The following is a 22,291-nucleotide window of genomic DNA, read 5'->3' on the forward strand; positions in this document are numbered from 1 at the left end:
GAGTCGAGACACGGAGCAAGTAATGACGCGGATGATGCTTCGATGAAAGTTGCCCGGTCAAGGGTGTGGAACCAACCGAGATAAGAATCGAGGTACTTGGTCGCATTAGTTGTAAGTTCACTATTAAATGCGAACTGAACCCACAAAAAAACGCTATTCAATCTTCAAAAACAAGATAAGATATCTTTATATCTTTATATCTTTATAGCTTTATAGCTTTATAGCTTTATAGCTTTATAGCTTTATATCTAATTGTAAATATGATTTTCTCTGTGATCAACACAAAAGGCGGTGTTGGAAAAACCACTACCGCCGTACACCTTGCAACAATGCTTGCCAAGCAAGGAAAAACTCTACTTATTGATGGTGATCCTCAAGCAAGTGCAGCAAGTTGGGCAGCATGGCGCAGAGAAAACAGTGAATATTCTCCAAGCCCGGTGACAACTTGCCTTGCGGGAAAAGCAATTTTTTCAGAGGGAAAACAATTGTCTCTCGGATTCGATAATGTCGTTGTAGACGCAGGAGGACGAGATTCTGTCGGTTTAAGATCTGCTCTGATAATCGCTCAAAGAGCAATCGTTCCAGTTGGAGCATCGAACCTTGATGCAGCTGCAATGACTGATTTGATGACAGTTGTTGAATTAGCCATAGACTATAATCCAGATCTTGATGTCCGGGTACTATTAACAAGAATTGATCCTCGTACACGCGATACGCTTGAAATGGTCGAATTTTTAAATGATCAGAAACTTAATGTTCTGCAAACCAAAATCTGTGAAAGGGTCGCTTTCCGCCGCGCAATCGGAGAAGGAGCAATTGTTCATGAAATCAATAAAGATAATGCAGCAATAAGCGAAATGAATTCATTTTTCATGGAAGCCACAAAATGAGCAATAGTAAAATACGTGGAAAACCAGACGTTTCAAATTTCCAAAAAAATAGAAACCCAGATAACTTTCTCAAAGGCGGTCAGGAAGGAAGTGAAGGTAAATTTGAGGTCTATGAAAAAAAACAAAAAAATAGCGCAACCATACAAAAATTATTTCGTTTCCCACCTGAACTGGCAACGGCATTACGTGATGATTCCGCTGATCGTTCCCGAATAGAAAACCGGCGTGTCACCGAGACAGAGATTCTGATAGAAATTCTCACCAGTCACTACAAAACAAGGAAATAGATACCTATATATCTATATATCTATATATCTATATATCTATAAAAACGTTAATTATTATTTTTGCACCATTTGCGGCAGTGGCTTCATCTAATTGCGCGATAAGCTCTATCATGCATAGTAGGGAGGGATAGGGCCTGCTTTTAGGTGCCTGGTTACGTACATCTTTCGATGTAGCTCCCCTCCGGAAGAGCATACTCGTTCTCACTTTACAGTGATGAAATAAACCTTCGAGCTCCAACATGACCTATCCCTTCCAGAGCGACGAACTGAGGAAGCACTCAGTGGTGGGTTTTAACGACCTGTTACACTGGTAGTCGACTGGTTACGGCTTCCGCTGGTCAACCTGGCTTTTACAAACCCCACTCCTTAGGGCGGGGTAGCTGATGTTCGGAGCTATGTTTTGCCTATTGATGTTTGGAACATTTACATTTTTTATTACTGGCATAGTTTTACAGAAAGGGCATTTTTTTGTGTATTCATTACCCATTCTATGCTCATACTTGTATACATACGCTGCTCGGCAACACTGGCAATTAATCATTGTTACGACCCCTGCCCCAACGTCTCTCACAGCAAAATATGCTGTGTTAATGTCAAGGTGCGTTTTGCATATCAATTCAAAATCTCGAAGCGCATCAAGCAATATTTTGGAGTCAACTTCAAAATAATTTGATAACCCTCGTTTTTTTGTAATGTTTTTGTATATAGCTAAAAAACCAGCTATATTCGATGCGTCTGCGTAGCTAGATATAGCCCCCAATACTGAGTGTTTTATCAAACCCCGACTGGGTGCGTCTGAACGTAATTCATGCCATAATTTTCTTAATAACTTTATATTAACTCCGGTTATTTTCTGAACTACAGTCAATCGCATTCCCTTTTTTACTAATTCGCAGGCATTTTCTAAGTCCTCTATATTTTCAGCTCTTAGCATTCAATCTCTCTCGTTTCTTGAATTGATAAGATATAATTTGTTTTAAATGCGTTTGTCATTTTTATAAATTTTTCTATTTCTTCTTCGCGAAGCCTGAAACCTAGAAGACTTACTCCTGAGTATTTTGCAAGTTCTTCTATTTGTTCATAGCTCATTTGTGAGATTATTTTCAGAAGATTACTTGATACACCCATAGCCAGTTCACCTGATTCTGTGTTATTCGACATCTCTTTTACTATCAAAAGATACCTAAAGTTTATGGAATGTATCTCATTCATATTTATCCTTTCTCTAAAGAAAAAACATTTTTTATTCACTACATTATCAAATAATACGCTTTTTATATAAAAAAATTGATTTTTTGTCTGTTTTAGGTTTATTTGTTTTTAATTATTACTTCTATAACAATTGTGGTTAATTTGGACAGCAAACAAGATATTTCTTTTAGATTACGTCAGTGGCGAAAATCATTGGGACTAACACAAATAGCATTGTCTAAATTCACAGATACAAGTATTACTACTATTCGCAAGTGTGAAGGAGGGTCGTGTGTTCCTGGTGGTAATTCCTTATTAGCATTAGCTAAAGCTGGTCTTAATATCCATTGGTTATTAACCGGCGTAGGCGATATGACTATCACAATAAGCAAAAATCATTCTGATCCCCAGTCCTTCGCATCCCGGCTTCGAGAACTTGAAATACAAATCATTAATCTTGATTTTGATGAGGACTTGCGGAATTCGATTCTTGAAAAGCTATCCTTGATAATCAAGGATTCCGAAAAAATAAATACTCTCGAAAAAAAGGTTTGGCTTTTACAGAATAAGGAATGATTTATTTAAAATATCAAACCCTTGCTAATTTCTAATCACAATTCGCAAGTTTTCTTGCGATCTTCATTGCTCGCTGATTTTTATTCAGCACTACTGGTTCCGCAACTTCCCCCGGTTTATCATCAACACTAATCTTTGTGTTCCGCATACCAGAGCATAATGCTATTCCGACTGTTGCCAGGGTTCTTATTCTTTCAGATCTTGCTCTTGCAGGCAGTCTTTTTGCTTCTGCAAATAACTCTGGATTTGAATCAAAATCAAGGCTCAGTATTATTCTTATTCTTTTATCCATTAATTATTCACTGGCTGCGCCGAGCATCCAGAATCCGCGACAGTTTGAAAAAACTGCATCCTGCGTCAACAGAATTTTTAATCTTGGAAAAGCTTCCTTTACCGCTTCCATAAAAAAAGTCGCACCCCCGCCAACCATCACTACTATGTCAACCATTTTGTTCTCATTACGCAAAGACTTCTGAATTTCTTCTGTGATTACGGGACCAATTGATTTTCTGGCAATGCGCAAATAAGGTGCAATTTCGATTCTCTGACCAAGAACCATGATGGTTGTCTTATTTTGCCGTATGGCATTTTCCAGCATCTCAGCACTTATTCCGGTTCCATGATCTTTACTGATCAGGGCAGAAGCTTCTTCCAGCAAAACGGATGATGCGGTCAGGCTCGTGCCAGATGAATGTTTATGTATTTCATCATTACTGATTACGACCCAATCTACTGAGAAGAAACCAGGATCAATTACCAGTATGCTTGCATCTTCAATATCTTCGTTGCTCCTTGAAATAAAATCAAGAAACCCACCAATTGGTTGTGACACAACCTTCACTTTTTTAATGTCGACTATTTTTCCTGGTAATATTTCATGAATCCCAGTCATGTAATTTATCAGTGATTTTTTTCTTTGCTCGTCCAGATATTGCAAAACAGGCAATCCAGTAACAAGCATATCTATCTGCTCCATTCCCGCCAGCAGCAGGCCCGCTTTAAAAAGTGCCTGATAGGATTCGCTGGATGAATATTCAGCGTGCAATGAGCGGCTCCACATCTGTGCGCGGTCTGGAGATACACCTGCAATAAACTTTTTACCGTTAACCACTACTCTCAGAAACTCTTCACTATCTTTACCGTCCAGGCGTGACCCGAATCGGTCTTCTGGTGCCGCCCCTGCTGGTCTAAGTATGGTTTTAGGCGAAGGTGTTTCGTTTCTTCCATAGGCTACCTTTAGATTTGAGTAGCCAACATCAATACCGACAATGTTCAATTCTCTCTCCGAGGAATACTTGAAATAAAGCCTCCCACCGCTAAGTTTTTAAAGTCGTCGCTGTAGCAGGTGCCTCTCGGTTCAACGACCTGGGCGCCAGGTGTTACCACCCAAACGATTTACCTCAGTCTCCCCGAGTGGAGATTGTGTGACTTCAATCGATTCGGTGCCTTCCGCCTCTATCTTGCTCATTAAGATGATTCCACACCGCTTCGAATAATTTTTAGAGCACTTCCTAGCCAGCAATTGCTTGATGTCATGCATGGCAATGACTTTTGCCGCGTTTTTAGTCCACATGGTCGGTGTTTCCTCAGCGTTGGCAGACAAGTGATCAAAATCAGAAAAATGTGTGCCGCCAGTGTACTTCCAGTGTACTTTTGCTCTGATCTGTGTCTTATCTTTACTAAAAATGTATCGCCAGTGTACTCAGAGTGTACTTTTTAGTTTAATTCTGCCGAACATTTAACTAAATCGCACTCTAGCAATTTGTCCTTATTAAAACTACCCCCGATAAGTACCCTGAAAACGTCATTTATCGAGGGTAGTTTTGTGATAAATCTCCGTGCTACCATTTTCTGATTTTTGAAATTTATTTTTAATAACTCTATTTATTTTTTGAAATGAAATTTCAATTTCAGTAGTTTTTTGATTAAATATTATAGAAATTAAATTAATTATATTATTGATAATAAATGTTTATTATCAATATTTTTCTTGGCTTTCTAAAAACTAAAATTTTATTAATTCTTGTAGTTTTTTAATGGCAGAAAACAACTCAATAAGGGTTGTTTTCTGATAAGGAAACAACCCTGGAATCTTAAATTTTGAATACGGCTAGTTTTTTTTCCAACATGGAAAGCAGGTGAGATAAAAGTGTCAACGGTTGAATCAGAAACACTACATTCTTTGGAAAGCCTCGAAACGATCTGGAAATCAATCGAAATCCGGATTGACGAATTGGAGAAAATTGCCGCATCGATAATTGATCGTCATTGGGAGCTGGTGATGCAGTCCGAGAAAGCATTCCCAGGGTGGCAAAACAGAAGCAATTTGAATTTAAGGATTCATCGAAAGGGAAATAATTTGCGCATCGACTGGACAGGGATTAAATGGAGCAGTAACAAAGATGGTAAGAAATATCCACTGTACACACATATCTCGAAAGGCAAAGGAAAACACACCTACACGCTTTCAAAACTTTATTCCTTTGCAAAGGAATGGGAAAAACCGCTCATTGCGGAAACGGAGAAGGAGCTTGCATGGATCAGACGTGAATCATTTCATCTGAACAGGTCATTATTTTCAATCCGATATGCGAAAGCAGCTGCAATGCGATCAGAAGGTTAATAACGGTGAGAGCAGATTACCGCACTGAAAAACGTGGTTACTCCAGGGCAATATTTAAGGATTTACTTGGTAACTATACGCTTCACTGTCATTGGTATGGGCTGATGAACAGAAAACATGGAAGTAAGGTGAAACTTTTCTCAGATCTGGAATCGGCCCAAAAGGAATATAGCCGTATCGACAAATTAAGAATAAGCCACGGTTATGAGCGGCTATCGCCATAGTAGAAAGAAGCACTACCACAGCATTACCGAGAACGTATCTGCGGTTTATTGAGAACAGAAAGTGATATTTGATCGGAATCGCGGAGATACTTCGCCTGATTATGTTCGCAAGCATGCAGAGGAAGGAGCTCTTGAGCACAGGCGGTTCGAGATGGAAGAAAAAATCCGTGCGTTAGAAAACAAACCGGATGAAGTGATCGACAAACGATGCTTTATTTCATCATGCATCTATGGCATCGATGCATCAGAGACAAGATTACTTCGGAGCTGGCGTGACGATGTGCTTATAAAAACAGTTATCGGCCGAATTTTTATTTACGCTTAATACTGTATTTCGCCTTACATGGTAATCTTCATCAAACGAAACAACCGCCTCAAGAACCTCGTACGTCAATTCCTTAATCGCTTGATTATAAGAATCGTAAATCATCACATTTATTGATCAAAGTTCGATATTGGTCTTTGCCAGCTTCCTTCAGACCGCCCGTCACGGGTTGGCCCTTGCCCGATCAAGCAGTTTTTCAATGGTTTCCATGGCCATACTTATTTGTAAAGATTGCTATGTTCGAGTCGTAATTAATTTAAACATTACAGCAAGCAATCATTTACAAAAATATAAAGCACCACACTCAAGGTTGTCAGACTTCACGTCTTATACATTTCCCTGAATCCTGTTGATGTTTTGAGAATAGCTATCGCTATATAAATTATTTACGCTTTGATCTGACAATTGAGAGCGGACGTATTCAAAAATTCTTTTTGAAACGTCAACAGACTTTTAAAAAACCAAAAAGAGAAATGTGATGACTATGCAAGTAATGCCAATACAGCAAGATCAAAATGGACGCTGCCCATCGGGATATTATTCGAGTGGAAACATGTGTGTGCCTGGCCCAAATGCCAAACCGGCAATTCCAAAAATCGGCTACTGCCCCAACGGATGGTACTCATCAGGTAATTTTTGCGTTGCAAGCAAAGACAACCCTAAGATCGTCATCCCTAAGGGGGGATCCTGCCCTGTTGGGTATCACGCTGAAGGTAACTATTGCGTTCAGAATTGAGGCTAATCCAACCATTACTCAAGAGCGAATATAACAAAAAATGCCCAATACAAGGTTGTAGATGAGGGCAATTTGTTGGATTTGCTCATCACGGGTCCCCAATCAAGGGTTACAGGTGATGTTGCCCAACAACCCCCGATCGGGTAGCCGGACAGTGCGCTGGCTGATTTAATCGCCTTACTGACAGTCCAGACTTCTTCGTATACAGCTATTTCGCTAAAAAATTCTCAACCTAACAATAAAAATGGATTTTCCTATGCTACCCCTAAATCAGATCCTCTATGGTCCGCCGGGCACCGGCAAGACCCACGCGACCACCGAGCTTGCGGTGGGTATCGCCGAGCCTCAGTGGTATCAGGACGCGTTTGCCAAGTACGCTGGTGCCGAATTGCGGCAGGAGGTAAAAAACAAATACGACCAACTGTTGGCAGAACAGCGAGTGATATTTACTACCTTTCACCAGAGTTTCTCTTATGAGGACTTTATCGAAGGAATCCGTGCCAATACCGATGAGCAGAGCGGTGGCATACGCTATGAAATCGTTGACGGCATATTCAAACAACTGTGTGACAGCGCTGATGTCAAGGTTCAAGCGGCATCTGATGAAGCTATTAACTTGGACGGCAAGCGAATCTGGAAAATGTCTCTTGGTAATACTCAGGGAGCAGAAGAATATATTTTTGACGAGTGTATTGAGCAAGACTATGTGCTACTTGGTTACGGTGATGATACTGACTTCACCAATTGCCATGACCGAAGGGCTGTGAGGAAACTGCTAGAGGAAAAAGAAGGAGCAGCAGTAACTAACAATAACTATGCCGTCACATCAGTCAATACTTTCAAGAACGTGATGAAGCAAGGTGATCTGATTATTGTTTCTGACGGCAATCATAAATTCCGGGCCATCGCCGAAATCACTGGTGATTATGAATTTCTGAAAAAAGAAGAAAGAGTCGGATACCAGCAGTGCAGATCGGTGAAGTGGTTGCGTCAGTACCAACCTAGCTTGCCTATGGAACGACTATTTCTGAGAGCACTGTCTCAGATGACGCTTTATGAGTTGAGATACACCACGGTAGACAAAAACAAGCTTGAGCAATTACTTGCCCCGGAGAAGAATCAAGATACAGAGCGCAAGCCGCATGTGCTGATCATCGACGAAATTAATCGGGGTGATATTTCGCGCATCTTCGGCGAGTTGATCACCTTGCTTGAGCCCAGCAAGCGTAAGGGGGCACATGACGCGCAGACGGCCGTGCTGCCTTACTCGAAAACGCCATTTACCGTACCCGATAATGTGTATGTTATTGGCACCATGAACACGGCGGACAAGTCACTTGCCCAATTAGATCTGGCGCTGCGTCGTCGTTTCAGCTTTACCGAAATGCTGCCGCAACCGCAGTTACTGGAGGGGGTTTCGGTATTTGATGTGGATTTGGAGAAGATGTTGACTCTTATCAATCAGCGTATCGAGGTTATGCTGGATGCCGAGCACCTGATTGGCCACAGTTACTTTATCCCGCTGATAAGTATTGAGGATGAGACCGCGCGGCAGCAGGCACTTGCAGAGCTGTTTAAAGACAAGCTATTGCCTTTGCTCCAGGAGTATTTTTTTGATGACCATCAGCGAATTGGCTGGGTGCTTAATGATCCGGCCAAAGAAAACACGAATGACCGCTTTATCATCACCGATAAAACACCAAGAAATACCCTTAAAAATGAAACACTAAAGGATCCACTTCCCAATCTACAAAAGCTATTTCCACAAGACATAGCCGACCAGCTGGTGGATCGACGTTATCAAATCAATGAGCTCGCCTTTTCTCGGCCAGAAGCCTATCAGGGCATAGTGAGATGACCATACAGGTGCGCGAGTATGCCACCTTAACCTGTGATACCAGTCGAGAAACCAGTATGGATCTTGGCGTAGTATCGCAGGCTACCTTTGACTGGTTACTCGAATTACAGCAGAGCTGGAAAGGTCGTGCTGACCTTCTCAGTATCGAAGGCAAAACACGTCTTAAGCTATGCAGTTATGCGGGCTATCTGCAAAGCCCTCATGGCGAGGCCATTGAGATCCTTCCTAAAACCGAGTATGCCATTCCGACTGGCCCGGAAAGATTGCGCCGGCTGCTGCACACTATGTTGCGCTCAACTCTAGGACTAAAGCACCGTGAAGCCGGCGCCGCAGAGTTGTTGCGCTCGCGAACACCGTTACATGAATGGGTGATTCGCCAGTTTCTAAAGGAGCTGGCAGATCTCGTGCGCAGAGGGTTACGTTTTGATTACCGGAATGTTGAAGAGCAATGTCGTTTTATCCGAGGCCAGCTGGATATGACCAGGCAGATCAGGCAAACACCTGAGAAAGCGACCCACTTTCATGTACGCCACGCCGAGTTCAGCCCTCAGCGGCTGGAAAATCGACTCATAAAAACGGCGCTGGATATTGCTTTTAAGCTAACCAAAGACAGTGATAACTGGCGGCTGGCCAATACCCTTAGCCATCAATTGGTCGATATAGAGCCAATAAATCAACCTTTGCGTCAACTTGGGCACTGGCATCATGGAAAGATGATGCAGTCATACAGTATTATCAATCCCTGGTGCCGCCTCCTCCTGGAGCAACTCAACCCCAACTTTCAAAAAGGTAAGCACAAGGGGATTGCCCTGTTGTTCCCAATGGAGCAGTTATTCGAACGCTACCTGAAGGCCTGCCTGCGACAACAGCTGGCTGTCGGTGCCAAGCTCACTCCCCAGGTAAGCCGCCGTCATTTGCTCAGCCATGCTCCTGATTCGGCAGAGGACGAAACCGTACAAAACTGGTTTGTCCTCAAACCGGATTTTCTGATAGAACAAAAAGGCGTCTGTTTTGTGCTAGATGCAAAATGGAAACTGCTCGATCAACGACTTTCTACCAGTGAGCATAAGTATGGGATCAAGCAGGCGGATCTCTATCAAATGTTTGCCTATGGCCAGAAATACCTTGACGGCAAAGGACAGCTCATGCTGATTTATCCCAAACACAACGATTTTGAGCGGCCATTACCGGTATTCCGCTTCAATGATCAGCTTTCACTGTGGTGTGTCCCACTGGATCTGTATACCGGTAAGCTTATCGAGGGTGACTGGCTGGGTTCCTTCGACTGCTTTCAGTTTTCTGCTGCTTAGATTGAAACGATACACCGACAACATAGCAAGGAGCACAATTTACATCGGAGCTGCGCCTGAGCAGCATTTGTATAGGAAAAACCGACAATTCATTACGGACTTAGGTATCTATACAGTCGCTTCGAAGATAAATATAAAACCAACTTGCGGACGCGAGACCACACATCAAAAAAAATAGTCGAATGCTGCTTACTCCGCTTCCTCTTTAAGCCGTTCTCCCTCGTTTTCCAATATTTCTCTTCCCAGCGATCAATTTCCCCATGTAAGCCACCCAATTCATCAAAGGTGACCTGACTGGCATCATCAATTGCCACGATCCGGGTATCTGTACCGTTACTGATAACGATATCGCCATTGCCAGCCATTACTTTTTCATTGAATGCTCTCTGTCCGCGGATACCGTAGACGGTGGAACGCTCCTTCTGGTCAGGTCAAACACAATTGCTTCGACCTTACTTGGAGATTTGAAGGGCGTCCAACGCTGGGGTGCCATTGGAAAAGAGTGGTACACAAAAGTTGGGGCTCGGCTAAGACGTTACAAACGCTATGCAATTATCTCCAAAATTCGGCCTCGCATCGAAAGGCTGAGATACCAAAAGTCTTTTAAAAACCACTTTCAATATGAAAGTACCGCCAATGTCGGTGCCAAAAGTGTCTATTTCAGACATTTTCAGGATGATTTGAGCCAAACATGCTGATTGCAACAGGTTTGCGGGGTACGCTGCTTAGCGGAGCCGTAATATCCTTTAACCGCCCATCATTTAAAAACCTTTGTGTTGTTGTAATAACCCACCCATTTTGATGAATGTTTTTCACTCCGTATTCTCTGGCAATTTTGACTGGAACTTCAAGTGCCCGTTTTATCCCGCCTTCTGCATCGAACAGTATTATTACAAGGTAATGGAAATTCCATGAACGGATGACGTTTAATTGAGCTGATAGCGTACCTCTAATTCTCCGAGACTTAACTTGGTACAGTGTTCCATCTTTAGTTATTATATCTGCACCAGCTCCGGATATTTTGATCAGGCTGCCGCCATAATACTGATGTGCGAGATATTCAGCATACTCGCCAACAATGTTGCCTGTTCTACCGAGCGCATTTGCTAGCTTGTTGGAATACTTATTGAATTTAATCCATAATTCTTTGACTTCTTCCATACGCTTCCTTTTGAAACATCACGCCTGAGTTAGGTTACTTCTCACTGGATGGCACTGGCCCACTTTCATTTAAATAGCTGGAAAGCAGTAAATAGCGAATTGCCAACTTGCTGTTTCCGGCGTTATGATGCTTTTCGAGTTGTGATGCAGCGAACTCGGGTAGTTCAGTGCTCCCGTCTTCTGGAATATCTGCAATTTTCTGATAGAGATTTCGATGGCCAAGCAAATCGACAAACACGGTCAGATAGTTGGCAAATTGAAACGGCGCATCAGACATGTGCAAGTAACCTAACGTTTGCTATAACCGCCAGAAGAAGGGTGCTTTAGAGCATCCTTCTAACTTTATTTATAATTCTGATTTAAGTTCATGTTGTTTTTTGTTTGCTGTACGTAATCTTGGTATGCAGGGACTGCTAGAAAGGCACTTGCAATATCTAGAGATATGACGGTAATGATAAGTACCCCTCCCCAGAATGACCATTTCTTTTGAACACGATTAAAATGTTCTATACTTTCCCATTCCTTGTTTCTCCAAGCCCATTCCCGACCTTTAATACCGAGTATTACACACATAATAATACCTACAATAGGAATAAATGATAATAATCCAACCCAAGTCCGATTTCCTATCGCCCAAATTCCATTAAAGGTAAAAGCCCCCCAAGACCAGCCTTTAATGCCGTCTGGGATGGCTGGATTCTCATGTTTTTTACTAAACCACGATGTTTTGCAATATGTGCATATATTTGCGGTTTTTTTTATTTCTTTGCCACAATTTCTGCAGAAAACCATAGCCATTTTTCGGCATCCCTTCTATAAAGATGAGAATAATAACTACGACAAAACAAGTGGACTATTTAGGGTTCTGTCGGGTACGAGCCAAGTCCGTGTGCGTATTCCATCCAATATATTCATATTGCTCCAGATGGAGCTTTGCGAGTAGACGGCGAGAAGTTGTTGAAAAAACCTTAACGGGTTCTATATTCAGAGTTCTACGTCGATTGTTTTGGCAACAGAGGCACAACCTCTGCGTACGTGCGCTCCGCGATAGCCTGGTATTTTTCTTCCGGGCCAGCCATAGAGAGTTCGAACCACTTCACGAACTCTTCATGAACAATCCGTCTCACGTCTTCCACGGACTGAGAGCTACCTAGTCGCGGCAGGATCGTATTGACCTCTGGCTCATACTCGTCGGTATTATCCCCGAAGCTGATTCTGAGAGGATCTTCGCTGAACAGGATATCGCTCAGCATGGTGTAGGCTGCGCCGTATGCATGCTTGAGTTCCGTGCGGCGCTGACGACTTCCGTCTTCTTCGGTAACCTCCTCATTCATACCTGCCTCCGGTCAGTCGAACGCCCGAACCATTTTCACGCCTTTTAAAACAGACAAGCTTCATAATTAAATTCAACCTAAACGATAATTATCAAACAACCCTAGCCTCAACTATTTCATTGAGCCGTCTCCGTCTCAACTTCCAATCCTTCAGCAAGTGGTTAGTAATTTATAAAACGCCTGCTGAGATTACATGCTCTCAAATGGCAAAGCTTATGTGTGATCACGCCATCAATACAATCTTTCGGCATTACTATCAACTCGGAGCCTGCACAATTTCTGCAAAGATTGGGCACAAAGAGAAGATGAATTTTTTAATCGTGCCTGATACCTGTTTTATCGACAGTTTGGATACAAAATTTATAACGATTTAGAAAAACACTTTGGCTCGTTCACGCCCCACGATTTCCAGCATAGTATGTTGATTAAGTTATCTCATTTATTCAAATGAAAAAACTTGCATGCATTGCTTAGTGCGGTAAAACTACGGATCTTTCCGGCTGGTTCTTTACACCGGTACATCGTCCCAGCGCGCCAATTTAATCACTAACATACATAATTCTGCTCGAGTGCTTGCATAGAAAACGTGTACTAAGCCCCGTTTCCACAAGGTAATAAACTGCCGCAGTTCTCTAACGACTCGTCTCGTGGACATTTGGTTTTTAACCGACCGAAAACACCTCGAACCGAGCTTTTATAGCTGGTACAGTCTCAATGGCGATCCTTAGACCATTTTATCTAACACAAATGACTGCAGAACTCGCCAAGTTTGATTCCAAATGATGGAGTCTGACGTCCAAAAGCAGCAAGCACATATCTGCGTCCCCTTTTCTGGCATTTTGGTGACAATAACCTACAACAGCGCCATCTAACTTGATGTAAAAACATCTCAAATACCCCGTCGATATAAACGGTAGCCATTCAGTAAAAAGACAGGTTGCAGTTCTGTCGTTCCACCATTGTTTAGTGGATTTATGGCCTGCCTCATGTTCAACTGAATGACATTCGAAATATTCGTAGGGACGACGGCTCCTAATGGATTATTTGTGTTAAATAATGTGGTTTCCGTCACTTAGCTTACGGTTCTCATCCGTGTCTTTTAGGCTAATTTTTATCGCAATATTGACGATAACTAGTTGTTATGTCTAATATGAGGGCGATGACCGATGGAAGATCTCCTAATACTGAGCAAAAGTGTACTGGAAAGCATTAAAGACACAACGCTTTTTTATCCTTGTAGTGGGAATGATTTACTCATTCCGATAGAATTTTTCTCGCCGTATGTAACGGATTTCTGGTTTGTTGATAAAGGATATTTTTCACCACGTAACAAGGATACGAGAAACTACGGGCTTGATGCTCCTGCAGACAAACAAGAGCCATTATTAAGAATGGATCAACGCTACAATTTATTAGAAAGAAAAATCAATGGTCCCGTTTCATGCAGTTCATACGATAAAGATATTGACCCTTGTACCTTGACTGAGATTTATAGACATAATCCAACTGGAAGAATAATTAAAATTAATCGCCGAAATGGATATGGGTTTTCGGCTTTCCGTAAAGAAATAAGTACATTAGGTGTCTTCTTTTATCGCGGAGACTCTCTGGGTGAAGGTGGTAGTGGCAACCTTTGGTTACTCAATGAGCACATTAATGATGTATGCCTTAAGCTTATCGACGTGGGATTAATCGTCTCTGATGGTTCGAATCCAGGCATGCGGATGCGAAAAAAAGGTATTTACAGAGAATTTTGGAAATATAGAGAAACAGGGGCGTATAGTGAAGAAAATTACGACCCAGAATATCTTATAAAATCAATGCGCTCGTTTAATGATTACGGCGGGAGAGAGTTTAATTGTGTCGGATACGCTGGTCATAGATACGGCCCAACCATGATCTGGCAAGTATGCAATACTCTGGGTAATTATGATCGGAATTCTTCAAATGTAATCAATGAATTGATGAACGATTTGGAAGAAAAAAACTTAATACAACAGAACCAATAATTTTTAATGAGATACTGAATATATGAAATGACAGATATTTGAAGTGCGGTGGGTATTCATAGCTTTTTAAAGCCACTGATTTCTATTCTGTCGGCCTTATACACTCATAATTACAACTATAACGCCAACTACACGCTAATAGATTGTATCTACCCATCAGCCCGCAATTTGTCGTCAAAATCTTTTAAGCTTTTATCAATAAAAACCACTGGCAAGCTTAAATTTTACACCCCCCCTCCCCTTCGCGCGTGCCAATGTGCTAGGTGCATTTTTATTTATTCAACACCGTAGCAGACGGAAGCCCCGAGTTATTGTCAAGTGCACATGCAGATGATGCGGATCTTGAAACTGGGGAATGTAGGCCTTCAGCGCTCATGGATGGAGGTGAAAAGGTTATGTCGCATTAAGCGAGATCATCGATACACCACCCTACCCCATCATCTTTTCCACGTGCCGACAACTTAATGGATACACTTGCGTACAAGCGGATGCAAACCAGAATCACATCAATCGGAAATTGCATTCCTTTTACAGCCGGCATGTAGTTTCAGAATTTATTCAAGCGAGATAATCTACACGATGTGTCAATTATCTCGCTTGATGTAATTTACCCCGTAAATGTCCTCCTCTCACCCTAACTTGTCCACTTCATACCCCGTTGATGTCTACCTCGCGCCCTGTACACGCCCACCCAACAAAAGAATAACTATTATATATCAATAACTTATAGATAGTAAACAAAAGCTAAACATCCTATAACTATTTACAACATACTTTCCCCGTAAGCGTCCTCTTTTAGAGTTGTTGTTTTTTTTACTAACCAGTACTTAATAGTTGGACATGTCCAATTTTATTACTAGTTCTGATAATCAGCATGAACTGCTGTAACAGCCGCAAGCCAATCTTCAAGGGACGCATCGGAGGCCAAATTAATTTCCAGCACCAGTTTGTTAGGTGAAATTGCCTTGGCCTGCATAAACGCTTTATTCGAACTAGTCACATATTGCCTTACAATCCCTTTAGTCAGTTTTGTTTTGATTTTAGCGGCAGATTTCAATGCCGCCATAACAATGGCGCCTTTCTGCGGGTTTTCGTGCATACCTTTTGCAGCAGCTAAGATAAGCTCCGCTTGGGCTGGTTCTTTCATTAAGGGTTTGAGCTCGCGAGCGTGTCTCACCTTAATTTCTGACAGGTCTGAATACGCTTTGATAATATCTTGATCCATGCTTGCTAAATCGAGATATCTACTCAACCAATCCTTAGAAACCCCCATACGCTCGCTCATTTGCACCTGGCTTTGATACAAACCGCCGAGGGCTTTCTTGTATTTAATCGCCCGCTCGTAATCGCTGATGTCTTGTCGGTTTCTGTTTTCCTCGTCTGAGATGATGAAGACCTCTTCTTCACTCAAATCGCGGACTTCGACAATGAAATCAGTCTTGAGATAATTTGCAACCCAATGACGCCTGGCGCCACAAACAAGTTCGTACTGAAACTTCTCGTTATTATCTAACTGTCGAACAATGGCTGGGGTTTCTTGGCCATGCATTTTGATCCCATCAATCAATTCTCGACAGTTTTTTTCATTGAGATTGTTGTAATTGCGATCGTGATCTTCTCGGATCATGCATGTCGACGGATCGATTCGGTAAGTCAGCCGCTTTTCACGTTTACCGCTGCCCATTTTGTTTTGTATGTCTATGCGTCTGTCCACATAATTAGGCGGCTCTTTGTACCCTTGTTTATCTTCAACGGTTGCGGCTTCTTCGCTAATGACGCGTTCCTGAATTAATCCAAGATCAAGACCTTTTTTTCTAACCAAGATAGTGACCTCTCTTAATCGAAAACGATAGACAAGCTACTTAAGTTGGACATGTCCAACTTAAGTAGTTCGATCAAGTTATGGAGTTTCAAGAAACAAAATCGATCGATTAAGCTCATACTTTGCCCTCTTGACGAAGTTTCTTTTCGTGGCTTGGCCAGGTGCGTCGGATGAGAAGTTCAATCTCAATAAACATCGTATCGAGAATACTGAGAGCACGCTTATGAACTGCGCGATTCACTTCCTCTTTGGTTAATTCGTATACCGTGCGCTGGCGTGAATACGCATTCTCAATTTGCTTGGTTTGACGAAAACGAGCACGCAAAAGAGATGTCCCGAATACCGTTTCATAGACTTGAGCCAGGACTGATTGGGCGCTGTTTTCATTGCCTTCATCGAATCGTGTAATCACCGCTCTAGTAAATTTATATTCGTGCGGACCATTGTGCCGTTCAAGCGTTTTTAAGGTGCGTTCCATCATCCGTAAATATGATGTTGTGGAAGATAAATCCGGGTATTGTGCCGGGATCGGAATCAGCAGAGCATTGGCTGCAGCCATTACGTTCAACGACATTAACCCAAGTGCGGGAGGCGGATCGATCACAATCACGTCGTAGTTATGTTTGACGGTGTCTAACGCCTCTTTCAGATAGCGAAATGTTTCGCCTCTTACATCGGCCATCCACTCGTATTCTGTTTCATATAGGAGCAGGTTTGCCGGCACTAAATCTAGGCTATCCCAATAAGTTTTACGTACGGCATAATCGAGAGTATCTTCCTCATCGCGATAGAACGGCGCAAGTGTATCGCGCTCATCTAACTCCAAGTCGGGGATGTATCCGAAAAGAGATGTGGCAGATCCTTGCGGGTCTGAATCAACCAACAAAACCCGGTAACCCTGTAATGCCAAATACTGAGACATGTGCACGGCAGTAGTGGATTTTCCAACGCCGCCTTTAAATGACGAGCAAGCAATAATTACTGGTTCATCGGTTTCAGCGCGGTATGGTTGCGTGCCAAAGATGGCGCGTAAGTCATTAAGCTGCTTTTGGGTGAATCCGATACGCCGACCGGTCGGCCCGAGATCGGGTGGCGACATCCGCCCGTCTTTTTCTGCATCGCGTATAGCAGTGGCAGATCGGCCGACTAAATCCTGCGCTTCCTGAAGCGTAAAACGCAGTTCTAAAGTTTTGATACCCGTTGGTGAGAAACCCTGTTCTTTGATCGCTTTTAAGACCTGATCAGATCGGCGTAGCAATTCGCTAATAGATTGGTGGGCTGTGTTCATTTGACTACCTCGACTCTAACATTGCATTATTTGACAATTCTACTCAAATAATGCACAGTATGCACTATTTTGTAGCGTTAGGTTACACCTAACGGCAGCGAATGCCCAATGTCATTGAAGTGATGAGACGAACCTTATGATCGATTGGCGATGTATCACCCCTAAAAAGAGGACGTTTGCAGGGAGACGGTATTTTCGGGAAACCAATAAGGGGACGGATACAGGGTGTCTAATCTTTACTCTAAATCGATACCTTTTCAAAAGGCACCCTCGAAGACTCTATGAGGGTTCAGCAGAGAAGGGCGCCTTACTACCTCCAGCCAAAGGTGAGATCGAATGACACAGATGCTCACACGCAGCCTGAAGAAGCATGTTGCGGCAGTCCACGTCAGTGGAAAGCTCTCATTATTAAAACGCAAGATTGCAAATGTTTTGTTGTTGAATGCTTATGATAATCTACCTTATGCTGACGAACATTCCATTAGTCTCCAGGATCTTGCTGATATTGCCGGTTTTAATAGCAAGGATTTTGAATTGCTCAAAGAAGCATTTCGAGATTTAGCAAAAACCACGGTCGAATGGAATATTCTGTCAAGCGATGGTAACGAAGATTGGACGGTTTCGACGTTGCTGAGTAGAGCAACGATCCGAAAGGGTAGGGGGGTTTGCCTGTATGCCTATGATCGAGAGCTCAGTAAGAAACTCTATCATCCCGACATGTATGCTCGAATCAATCTGACGATTCAGCGTAAATTCAAAAGTGGATACGCGTTGGTGCTGTATGAAAACTGCGCACGGTTTCGTAGTGTGAAAACCACAGGTTGGATTGCGGTCGAAGATTGGCGCAGATTATTTGGCGTCGAGCCCGACGAATACAGAGAATTCAAAGATTTCTCCAAGCGTGTTCTGAAACCCGCAATCGCCGAAGTTAACCAAGAGTCCGATTTGGAGGTCGAAGCAGACTATCGGCGCCAGGACCGCAAAATAAGCCAAATTCGCTTTACCATTGGTGAGCAAAAACAAGTTGATCAACTCGCACTTGATCAACTAAAAGGTAAAAACGTATCAACAATTCTCGAGCGACTGTCTGTTGCGGGCATCTCCAAATCGATAACCAGAAAATTAATTCTAGAGCACGATGAGAAACGAATCTTGCGTAATCTTGATTATGTTGAAAAAGAGTTACGAAGCGGTAAACGGATTACAAATGTTGGTGGTTATACCGTCAAGGCAATACAGTCTGACTTTGGGCTTGCTGAAATCGAGCGCCAGCGGCAACTAAAACTCAAAAGAAATGAAGCAGCACGGAAGATAAATGCGCAAACGAAGATCGAAAAGAATAATGCAATAGCACATAAAGCAGCAGCGTTGAAACTGGAAGCAGACTTCGAAGCACTGTGTGAGACTGCAAAACAGACATTGATAGAGCAAACGCTCGCAAATTTTTCCGAAGGCGATTATTTGTTCAAGGAATATAAACAGCGAGGACTGAAAAGTGTTCTGTTCTACAAAGCGGTTCTCGGACTGTTCAAGCAACAACAAAGCGCATAAAACTACACAATTTTCTGTAGACAACCGTTCTTACTTCACTTTTAACATCCAGCCTTCATCTTTGTGTCGCCCAAACGGTGATCTAAGAATTAAGGCTCGATGACTAAAGCTGAAAATGACGTAAGTAAAGCAGTAAAAGATTAACGCTAATATAGCCATCATAAAATAAAACATACTTTAAAATGACAAGAGCATTATTTATAACATGTTTTTCTGCAATGTTCCTAATGTTGTCTTCAGCAGTGGCTAATGATCAGAACCAGAAGGCTGAGGTAGCAAAAGATAAAGCTGAGATTCTAGAAGAGAAAGCTTCCTCTGAGGGCGGCAAAACACCTCCAAGTCCGACTGAACTTATTACAAAACCTCAAATTCAGGCTGTCGATCTAACAGGCGATGAGCCTCTGGACAATGCGATTACTTGCCTTGCACGCACCATTTACTGGGAAGCAAGAAGCATGAGCACTACCGGAATGGAAGCAGTGGCAAACGTTGTGATGAATCGTGTTGGTCAGCAGGGATTCCCGGAAACTGTGTGTGGGGTAGTTAAACAAGGTCAGGAGCAAGGTACTTGTCAGTTTTCATGGTGGTGTGACGGTCGTCCGGATGACGCAAAAGAGGACGAATCCTATGCGGTTGCCAAGGATATAACCCGCAAGGCTTTAAATCGTCAGCTCAAAGACAGAACAAATGGAGCATTATATTTTCACCATCGAGAAGTTGCGCCCTCTTGGTCTAATGAATATGTGAAGACGGGTGAAATTGAAGATTTTCTTTTTTATAAACCAGCTGGCGAAAAATCTAAGTAGGTTTTTTTAAACAAACGACACCAAAGTCCCGTAGGTTTTATAAGCAATTACAATTGAAATTTCCGTGGACCGACTAATAATACACCTTTGACCTCATTGTTGAGTTTGCGCTGCTCTGTGAGCCTCGACGTCGATCTATACCAGCATAAATCTCTTTTCTCTGGACGAAAAAGTCTAGCAGGGGTTGTCTCAGAAAACGGAAAATAAAGCACGCTAAGACTCAGAGAGCGGTCGTAACAGCCTGAACTTTCTCGCGCCTACCAACTGGTGCAATTGTCTTCTGAAAATGACAACCGTCGCTGTCGGCGGTTCTAAAGTTATCAGCCTTATTTAAATCCTAGACTGCTGTCCGAAAAAACGACCGTTTGCCGACTTAAAAACACTTGCACGACTTCCATAGATCATGCACAATCAAGGCTAGGAAAACACGCTTAACCTATAAAGGAGCGAATCATGCAAAGCATGACACTAGAGCAGCTACGTGCCACGGCTCGCGCCGGCGGCGTTGTCGGCGTCACCTTGAAAGGGCAGGGCAGCGGTTTCTTCATGGAGATTGCCACCCGCAGCGGGCAAGACGCTTTTTTGGTGAAGGCCCGCAGCACCGAGCCGCGCCGCTTCGGTAGTCCGAATTCCGCGCTAATCGTATTGCGCGATCTTGGTATTGCTGTTGTCCAGCTCGACGCGACCAACTGGAACCCCGACCAAAAAGTAGTCACGCAGAACCGGGATAGCCGCGCCCAAGCGATGCGTCAAGCGCATGAAGCCGCCGCCTATAACCAGTGGTTGGCAGCCGAGATTCAGGAGGCCATCGACGATCCACGGCCGAGCGTGGCGCATGATGAGGTCATGGTCCGGATGGATGCGCGCATTGCGCGCCACAAGGCCGCAGGAGCGAAGTAAGCATGAGCCAGCAGTCAAACTAACTGACCTATGACGAAGCCAAAGACCTCTTACAGCATCGTCTGGCGACCGATTGCCGAGGCCGACTTAAACAACATCGTTGACTACATCTCCCAGGACAACCCGATCAAGGCTGAGGAATTTGGCCAGGAGCTGCGCGCCAAGGTGTTGCCGCTTGCGCAGCATCCAAGAATTGGCCACACCGGCAGGCCGGGCCTGCCGGACTTCCTGCGTGAGCTGGTCGTGTATCCTGACTACATCGTTTTTTATCGCGTGCTGGACGATGCCCGCACCGTCGAGATTTTGAGAGTGAAGCACGCGGCCCAACAGGTGCCGTGATTACAACCTCCGCGCGCTAACGCCGGTTTTTCAGGAGTGACGAAGATGAATACCAATCAAAACTTGAGCTTGCCGCCCGCAGAAGCTGAGGCGTTTGTGGAGTCGCCTCAGGAAACAGAATTGGCGGCAAGACCTCGAGTCTTTGGATCGCTTGCGTGCCACGTTTGCAAAGGAGGGGATTCCCCTTGAATTTTTGTCACATTACAAGCTGTATGAACCCTTTGCATTCCTTAGGGCTCTGTTGCAAAAAATAAGCAAATTGGTGCATTATTGAATTTTTTCAGGGTATTTCTCAATGTCGGATTTCAAATGGCGACATTACCATGGCGGCGTAATCCTGGGTTGTGTTAGATGGTACTGCAAATACGGAATTAGCTATCGTGAATTGGAAGAAATGATGTTGGAGCGTGGATTTGAAGTCGATCACACAACGCTTTATCGTTGGGTTCAACATTATGCACCCGAAATGGAAAAACGCATGCGGTGGTACTACAAGCCGACGATGGGCTACAGCTGGCGGGTAGATGAAACCTATGTGAAGGTTAAAGGGAAATGGACATATTTGTACCGAGCTATTGATAAGCACGGTGACACGATTGATTTCTATCTTTCACCTACCCGTAATAAGAAAGCCGCCAAACGGTTTCTAGGCAAAGCGCTCAAATCCATAAAACCATGGGCACATCCGCAGACGATTAATACAGATAAAGCGCCGACTTTCGGTCCTGCCATTGATGAGTTGAAGGAAGAAGGGAAATGCCCTGAGGATACGGTACACCGGCAGGTAAAGTACTTGAACAATATTGTCGAGGCTGATCATGGAAAACTCAAACAGCTGATAAATCCCGTACGCGGGTTCAAATCCATGAAGACCGCCTATGCAACGATCAAGGGGTTTGAACTCATGCACATGTTCAAGAAAGGACAGATGGATGCATGGAAATATGGGCAAGGTCTCATAGGAGAAATCCGTCTTATTGAAAGACAATTCGATATTTACACCGCATAATCAAAAATATCAGAGATTTACTCTAGCCAACGCTATTTTTTGCAACAGAGCC

At 43.2% G+C, this 22,291-nt stretch carries 26 protein-coding genes; 14 read left to right on the forward strand and 12 right to left on the reverse strand.

Translation table 11 applies throughout. The annotated features are described in order from the left end of the window. The first annotated feature begins 272 nt into the window (after nucleotides 1-272). A complete protein-coding gene (locus NSMM_RS04385; RefSeq protein ID WP_245654681.1) occupies nucleotides 273-890 on the forward strand; it encodes a ParA family protein in 618 nt (205 codons plus the stop codon). Beyond that, nucleotides 887-1,177 (forward strand): hypothetical protein, encoded by a 291-nt coding sequence (locus NSMM_RS04390; protein WP_090284985.1) that lies wholly within the window; start codon nucleotides 887-889, stop codon nucleotides 1,175-1,177. Before NSMM_RS04385 ends, NSMM_RS04390 begins: the two co-directional genes overlap by 4 nt. Before the next feature lie 322 nt (nucleotides 1,178-1,499). Here the strand turns inward: NSMM_RS04390 and NSMM_RS04400 are convergent, their stop codons facing one another. Together NSMM_RS04400 and NSMM_RS04405 are read right to left on the reverse strand one after the other, a co-directional pair. Beyond that, on the reverse strand, nucleotides 1,500-2,111 hold the full coding sequence (locus tag NSMM_RS04400) for a FlhC family transcriptional regulator (RefSeq protein WP_090284989.1): 612 nt from the start codon (nucleotides 2,109-2,111) through the stop codon (nucleotides 1,500-1,502). Further along, nucleotides 2,105-2,389, reverse strand: coding sequence for a flagellar transcriptional regulator FlhD (locus NSMM_RS04405; RefSeq protein ID WP_090284990.1), 285 nt, complete (start codon nucleotides 2,387-2,389; stop codon nucleotides 2,105-2,107). The genes NSMM_RS04400 and NSMM_RS04405 overlap by 7 nt, the downstream gene beginning before the upstream one ends. A 132-nt stretch (nucleotides 2,390-2,521) precedes the next feature. Here NSMM_RS04405 and NSMM_RS15085 point away from each other — a divergent pair, with 132 nt between their 5' ends. After that, nucleotides 2,522-2,944, forward strand: coding sequence for a helix-turn-helix domain-containing protein (locus NSMM_RS15085; RefSeq protein WP_218121004.1), 423 nt, complete (start codon nucleotides 2,522-2,524; stop codon nucleotides 2,942-2,944). A 31-nt stretch (nucleotides 2,945-2,975) separates the two neighbouring features. Here the strand turns inward: NSMM_RS15085 and NSMM_RS04415 are convergent, their stop codons facing one another. The 3 genes from NSMM_RS04415 to NSMM_RS04425 form a co-directional block, all read right to left on the reverse strand. Then, nucleotides 2,976-3,236 (reverse strand): hypothetical protein, encoded by a 261-nt coding sequence (locus NSMM_RS04415; RefSeq protein ID WP_090284994.1) that lies wholly within the window; start codon nucleotides 3,234-3,236, stop codon nucleotides 2,976-2,978. A 3-nt stretch (nucleotides 3,237-3,239) separates the two neighbouring features. After that, nucleotides 3,240-4,220, reverse strand: a complete 981-nt coding sequence (locus NSMM_RS04420; protein WP_218121005.1) for a ParM/StbA family protein — start codon at nucleotides 4,218-4,220, stop codon at nucleotides 3,240-3,242. A gap of 81 nt (nucleotides 4,221-4,301) precedes the next feature. Continuing rightward, nucleotides 4,302-4,517, reverse strand: coding sequence for a hypothetical protein (locus tag NSMM_RS04425; protein ID WP_090284997.1), 216 nt, complete (start codon nucleotides 4,515-4,517; stop codon nucleotides 4,302-4,304). A gap of 576 nt (nucleotides 4,518-5,093) precedes the next feature. On the opposite strand from NSMM_RS04425, the gene mobI reads away from it, so the two are divergent. The 4 genes from mobI (at nucleotide 5,094) to NSMM_RS04450 (ending at nucleotide 10,020) form a co-directional block, all read left to right on the forward strand. Continuing rightward, nucleotides 5,094-5,567 (forward strand): conjugative transfer protein MobI(A/C), encoded by a 474-nt coding sequence (mobI, locus tag NSMM_RS04430; RefSeq protein WP_090284998.1) that lies wholly within the window; start codon nucleotides 5,094-5,096, stop codon nucleotides 5,565-5,567. A gap of 285 nt (nucleotides 5,568-5,852) precedes the next feature. Next, nucleotides 5,853-6,116: a hypothetical protein gene (locus NSMM_RS15550; protein WP_090285000.1), complete on the forward strand. Its 264-nt coding sequence runs from the start codon at nucleotides 5,853-5,855 to the stop codon at nucleotides 6,114-6,116. A 992-nt stretch (nucleotides 6,117-7,108) separates the two neighbouring features. Further along, nucleotides 7,109-8,710, forward strand: a complete 1,602-nt coding sequence (locus tag NSMM_RS04445; protein ID WP_218121006.1) for an AAA family ATPase — start codon at nucleotides 7,109-7,111, stop codon at nucleotides 8,708-8,710. Continuing rightward, on the forward strand, nucleotides 8,707-10,020 hold the full coding sequence (locus tag NSMM_RS04450) for an McrC family protein (protein ID WP_090285006.1): 1,314 nt from the start codon (nucleotides 8,707-8,709) through the stop codon (nucleotides 10,018-10,020). Before NSMM_RS04445 ends, NSMM_RS04450 begins: the two co-directional genes overlap by 4 nt. A 92-nt stretch (nucleotides 10,021-10,112) precedes the next feature. On the opposite strand, the gene NSMM_RS04455 is transcribed toward NSMM_RS04450, so the two are convergent. The 5 genes from NSMM_RS04455 to NSMM_RS04475 form a co-directional block, all read right to left on the reverse strand. Beyond that, entirely contained in the window at nucleotides 10,113-10,385 is a 273-nt protein-coding gene (locus NSMM_RS04455; protein WP_090285008.1) for a hypothetical protein, read from the reverse strand. A gap of 295 nt (nucleotides 10,386-10,680) precedes the next feature. Continuing rightward, a complete protein-coding gene (locus tag NSMM_RS04460; RefSeq protein ID WP_090285010.1) occupies nucleotides 10,681-11,181 on the reverse strand; it encodes a DUF6998 domain-containing protein in 501 nt (166 codons plus the stop codon). 34 nt (nucleotides 11,182-11,215) lie between these two features. Further along, entirely contained in the window at nucleotides 11,216-11,458 is a 243-nt protein-coding gene (locus NSMM_RS04465; protein ID WP_090285011.1) for a hypothetical protein, read from the reverse strand. A 65-nt stretch (nucleotides 11,459-11,523) separates the two neighbouring features. After that, nucleotides 11,524-11,979: a zinc-ribbon domain-containing protein gene (locus tag NSMM_RS04470; RefSeq protein ID WP_090285013.1), complete on the reverse strand. Its 456-nt coding sequence runs from the start codon at nucleotides 11,977-11,979 to the stop codon at nucleotides 11,524-11,526. Nucleotides 11,980-12,173: 194 nt separating this feature from the next. Continuing rightward, nucleotides 12,174-12,515, reverse strand: coding sequence for a hypothetical protein (locus NSMM_RS04475; protein WP_090285015.1), 342 nt, complete (start codon nucleotides 12,513-12,515; stop codon nucleotides 12,174-12,176). Between the two features lie 1,166 nt (nucleotides 12,516-13,681). Between NSMM_RS04475 and NSMM_RS04480 the strand changes: the two genes are divergently transcribed. Continuing rightward, nucleotides 13,682-14,524: a hypothetical protein gene (locus NSMM_RS04480; protein WP_090285016.1), complete on the forward strand. Its 843-nt coding sequence runs from the start codon at nucleotides 13,682-13,684 to the stop codon at nucleotides 14,522-14,524. Between the two features lie 856 nt (nucleotides 14,525-15,380). Here NSMM_RS04480 and NSMM_RS04485 read toward each other — a convergent pair. Further along, nucleotides 15,381-16,346: a ParB/RepB/Spo0J family partition protein gene (locus NSMM_RS04485; protein WP_090285018.1), complete on the reverse strand. Its 966-nt coding sequence runs from the start codon at nucleotides 16,344-16,346 to the stop codon at nucleotides 15,381-15,383. Nucleotides 16,347-16,461: 115 nt separating this feature from the next. Next, nucleotides 16,462-17,634 carry an AAA family ATPase gene (locus NSMM_RS04490; protein ID WP_090285021.1) on the reverse strand — a complete coding sequence of 391 codons (1,173 nt, stop codon included), beginning with the start codon at nucleotides 17,632-17,634 and terminating at the stop codon, nucleotides 16,462-16,464. 336 nt (nucleotides 17,635-17,970) lie between these two features. Here NSMM_RS04490 and NSMM_RS04500 point away from each other — a divergent pair, with 336 nt between their 5' ends. The 6 genes from NSMM_RS04500 (at nucleotide 17,971) to NSMM_RS04525 (ending at nucleotide 22,239) form a co-directional block, all read left to right on the forward strand. Further along, nucleotides 17,971-19,185 (forward strand): replication initiation protein, encoded by a 1,215-nt coding sequence (locus tag NSMM_RS04500; protein WP_090285024.1) that lies wholly within the window; start codon nucleotides 17,971-17,973, stop codon nucleotides 19,183-19,185. Between the two features lie 182 nt (nucleotides 19,186-19,367). Then, the gene (locus tag NSMM_RS04505) at nucleotides 19,368-19,991 is read left to right on the forward strand and encodes a cell wall hydrolase (protein ID WP_090285026.1); all 624 of its coding nucleotides are present in this window, start codon (nucleotides 19,368-19,370) and stop codon (nucleotides 19,989-19,991) included. Nucleotides 19,992-20,444: 453 nt separating this feature from the next. Next, the gene (locus NSMM_RS04510) at nucleotides 20,445-20,891 is read left to right on the forward strand and encodes an antitoxin PaaA2 family protein (protein WP_090285028.1); all 447 of its coding nucleotides are present in this window, start codon (nucleotides 20,445-20,447) and stop codon (nucleotides 20,889-20,891) included. 30 nt (nucleotides 20,892-20,921) lie between these two features. Beyond that, nucleotides 20,922-21,230 (forward strand): type II toxin-antitoxin system RelE/ParE family toxin, encoded by a 309-nt coding sequence (locus NSMM_RS04515; RefSeq protein WP_090285030.1) that lies wholly within the window; start codon nucleotides 20,922-20,924, stop codon nucleotides 21,228-21,230. A gap of 45 nt (nucleotides 21,231-21,275) precedes the next feature. Next, complete coding sequence (locus tag NSMM_RS15985) at nucleotides 21,276-21,419, forward strand: hypothetical protein (protein ID WP_218121007.1); 144 nt, start codon at nucleotides 21,276-21,278, stop codon at nucleotides 21,417-21,419. A 106-nt stretch (nucleotides 21,420-21,525) separates the two neighbouring features. Then, nucleotides 21,526-22,239, forward strand: coding sequence for an IS6 family transposase (locus tag NSMM_RS04525; protein ID WP_090285034.1), 714 nt, complete (start codon nucleotides 21,526-21,528; stop codon nucleotides 22,237-22,239). Nucleotides 22,240-22,291 lie beyond the last annotated feature (52 nt).

The organism is Nitrosomonas mobilis (assembly GCF_900103035.1).
In the GTDB taxonomy this organism is placed as follows: Bacteria; Pseudomonadota; Gammaproteobacteria; order Burkholderiales; family Nitrosomonadaceae; genus Nitrosomonas; species Nitrosomonas mobilis.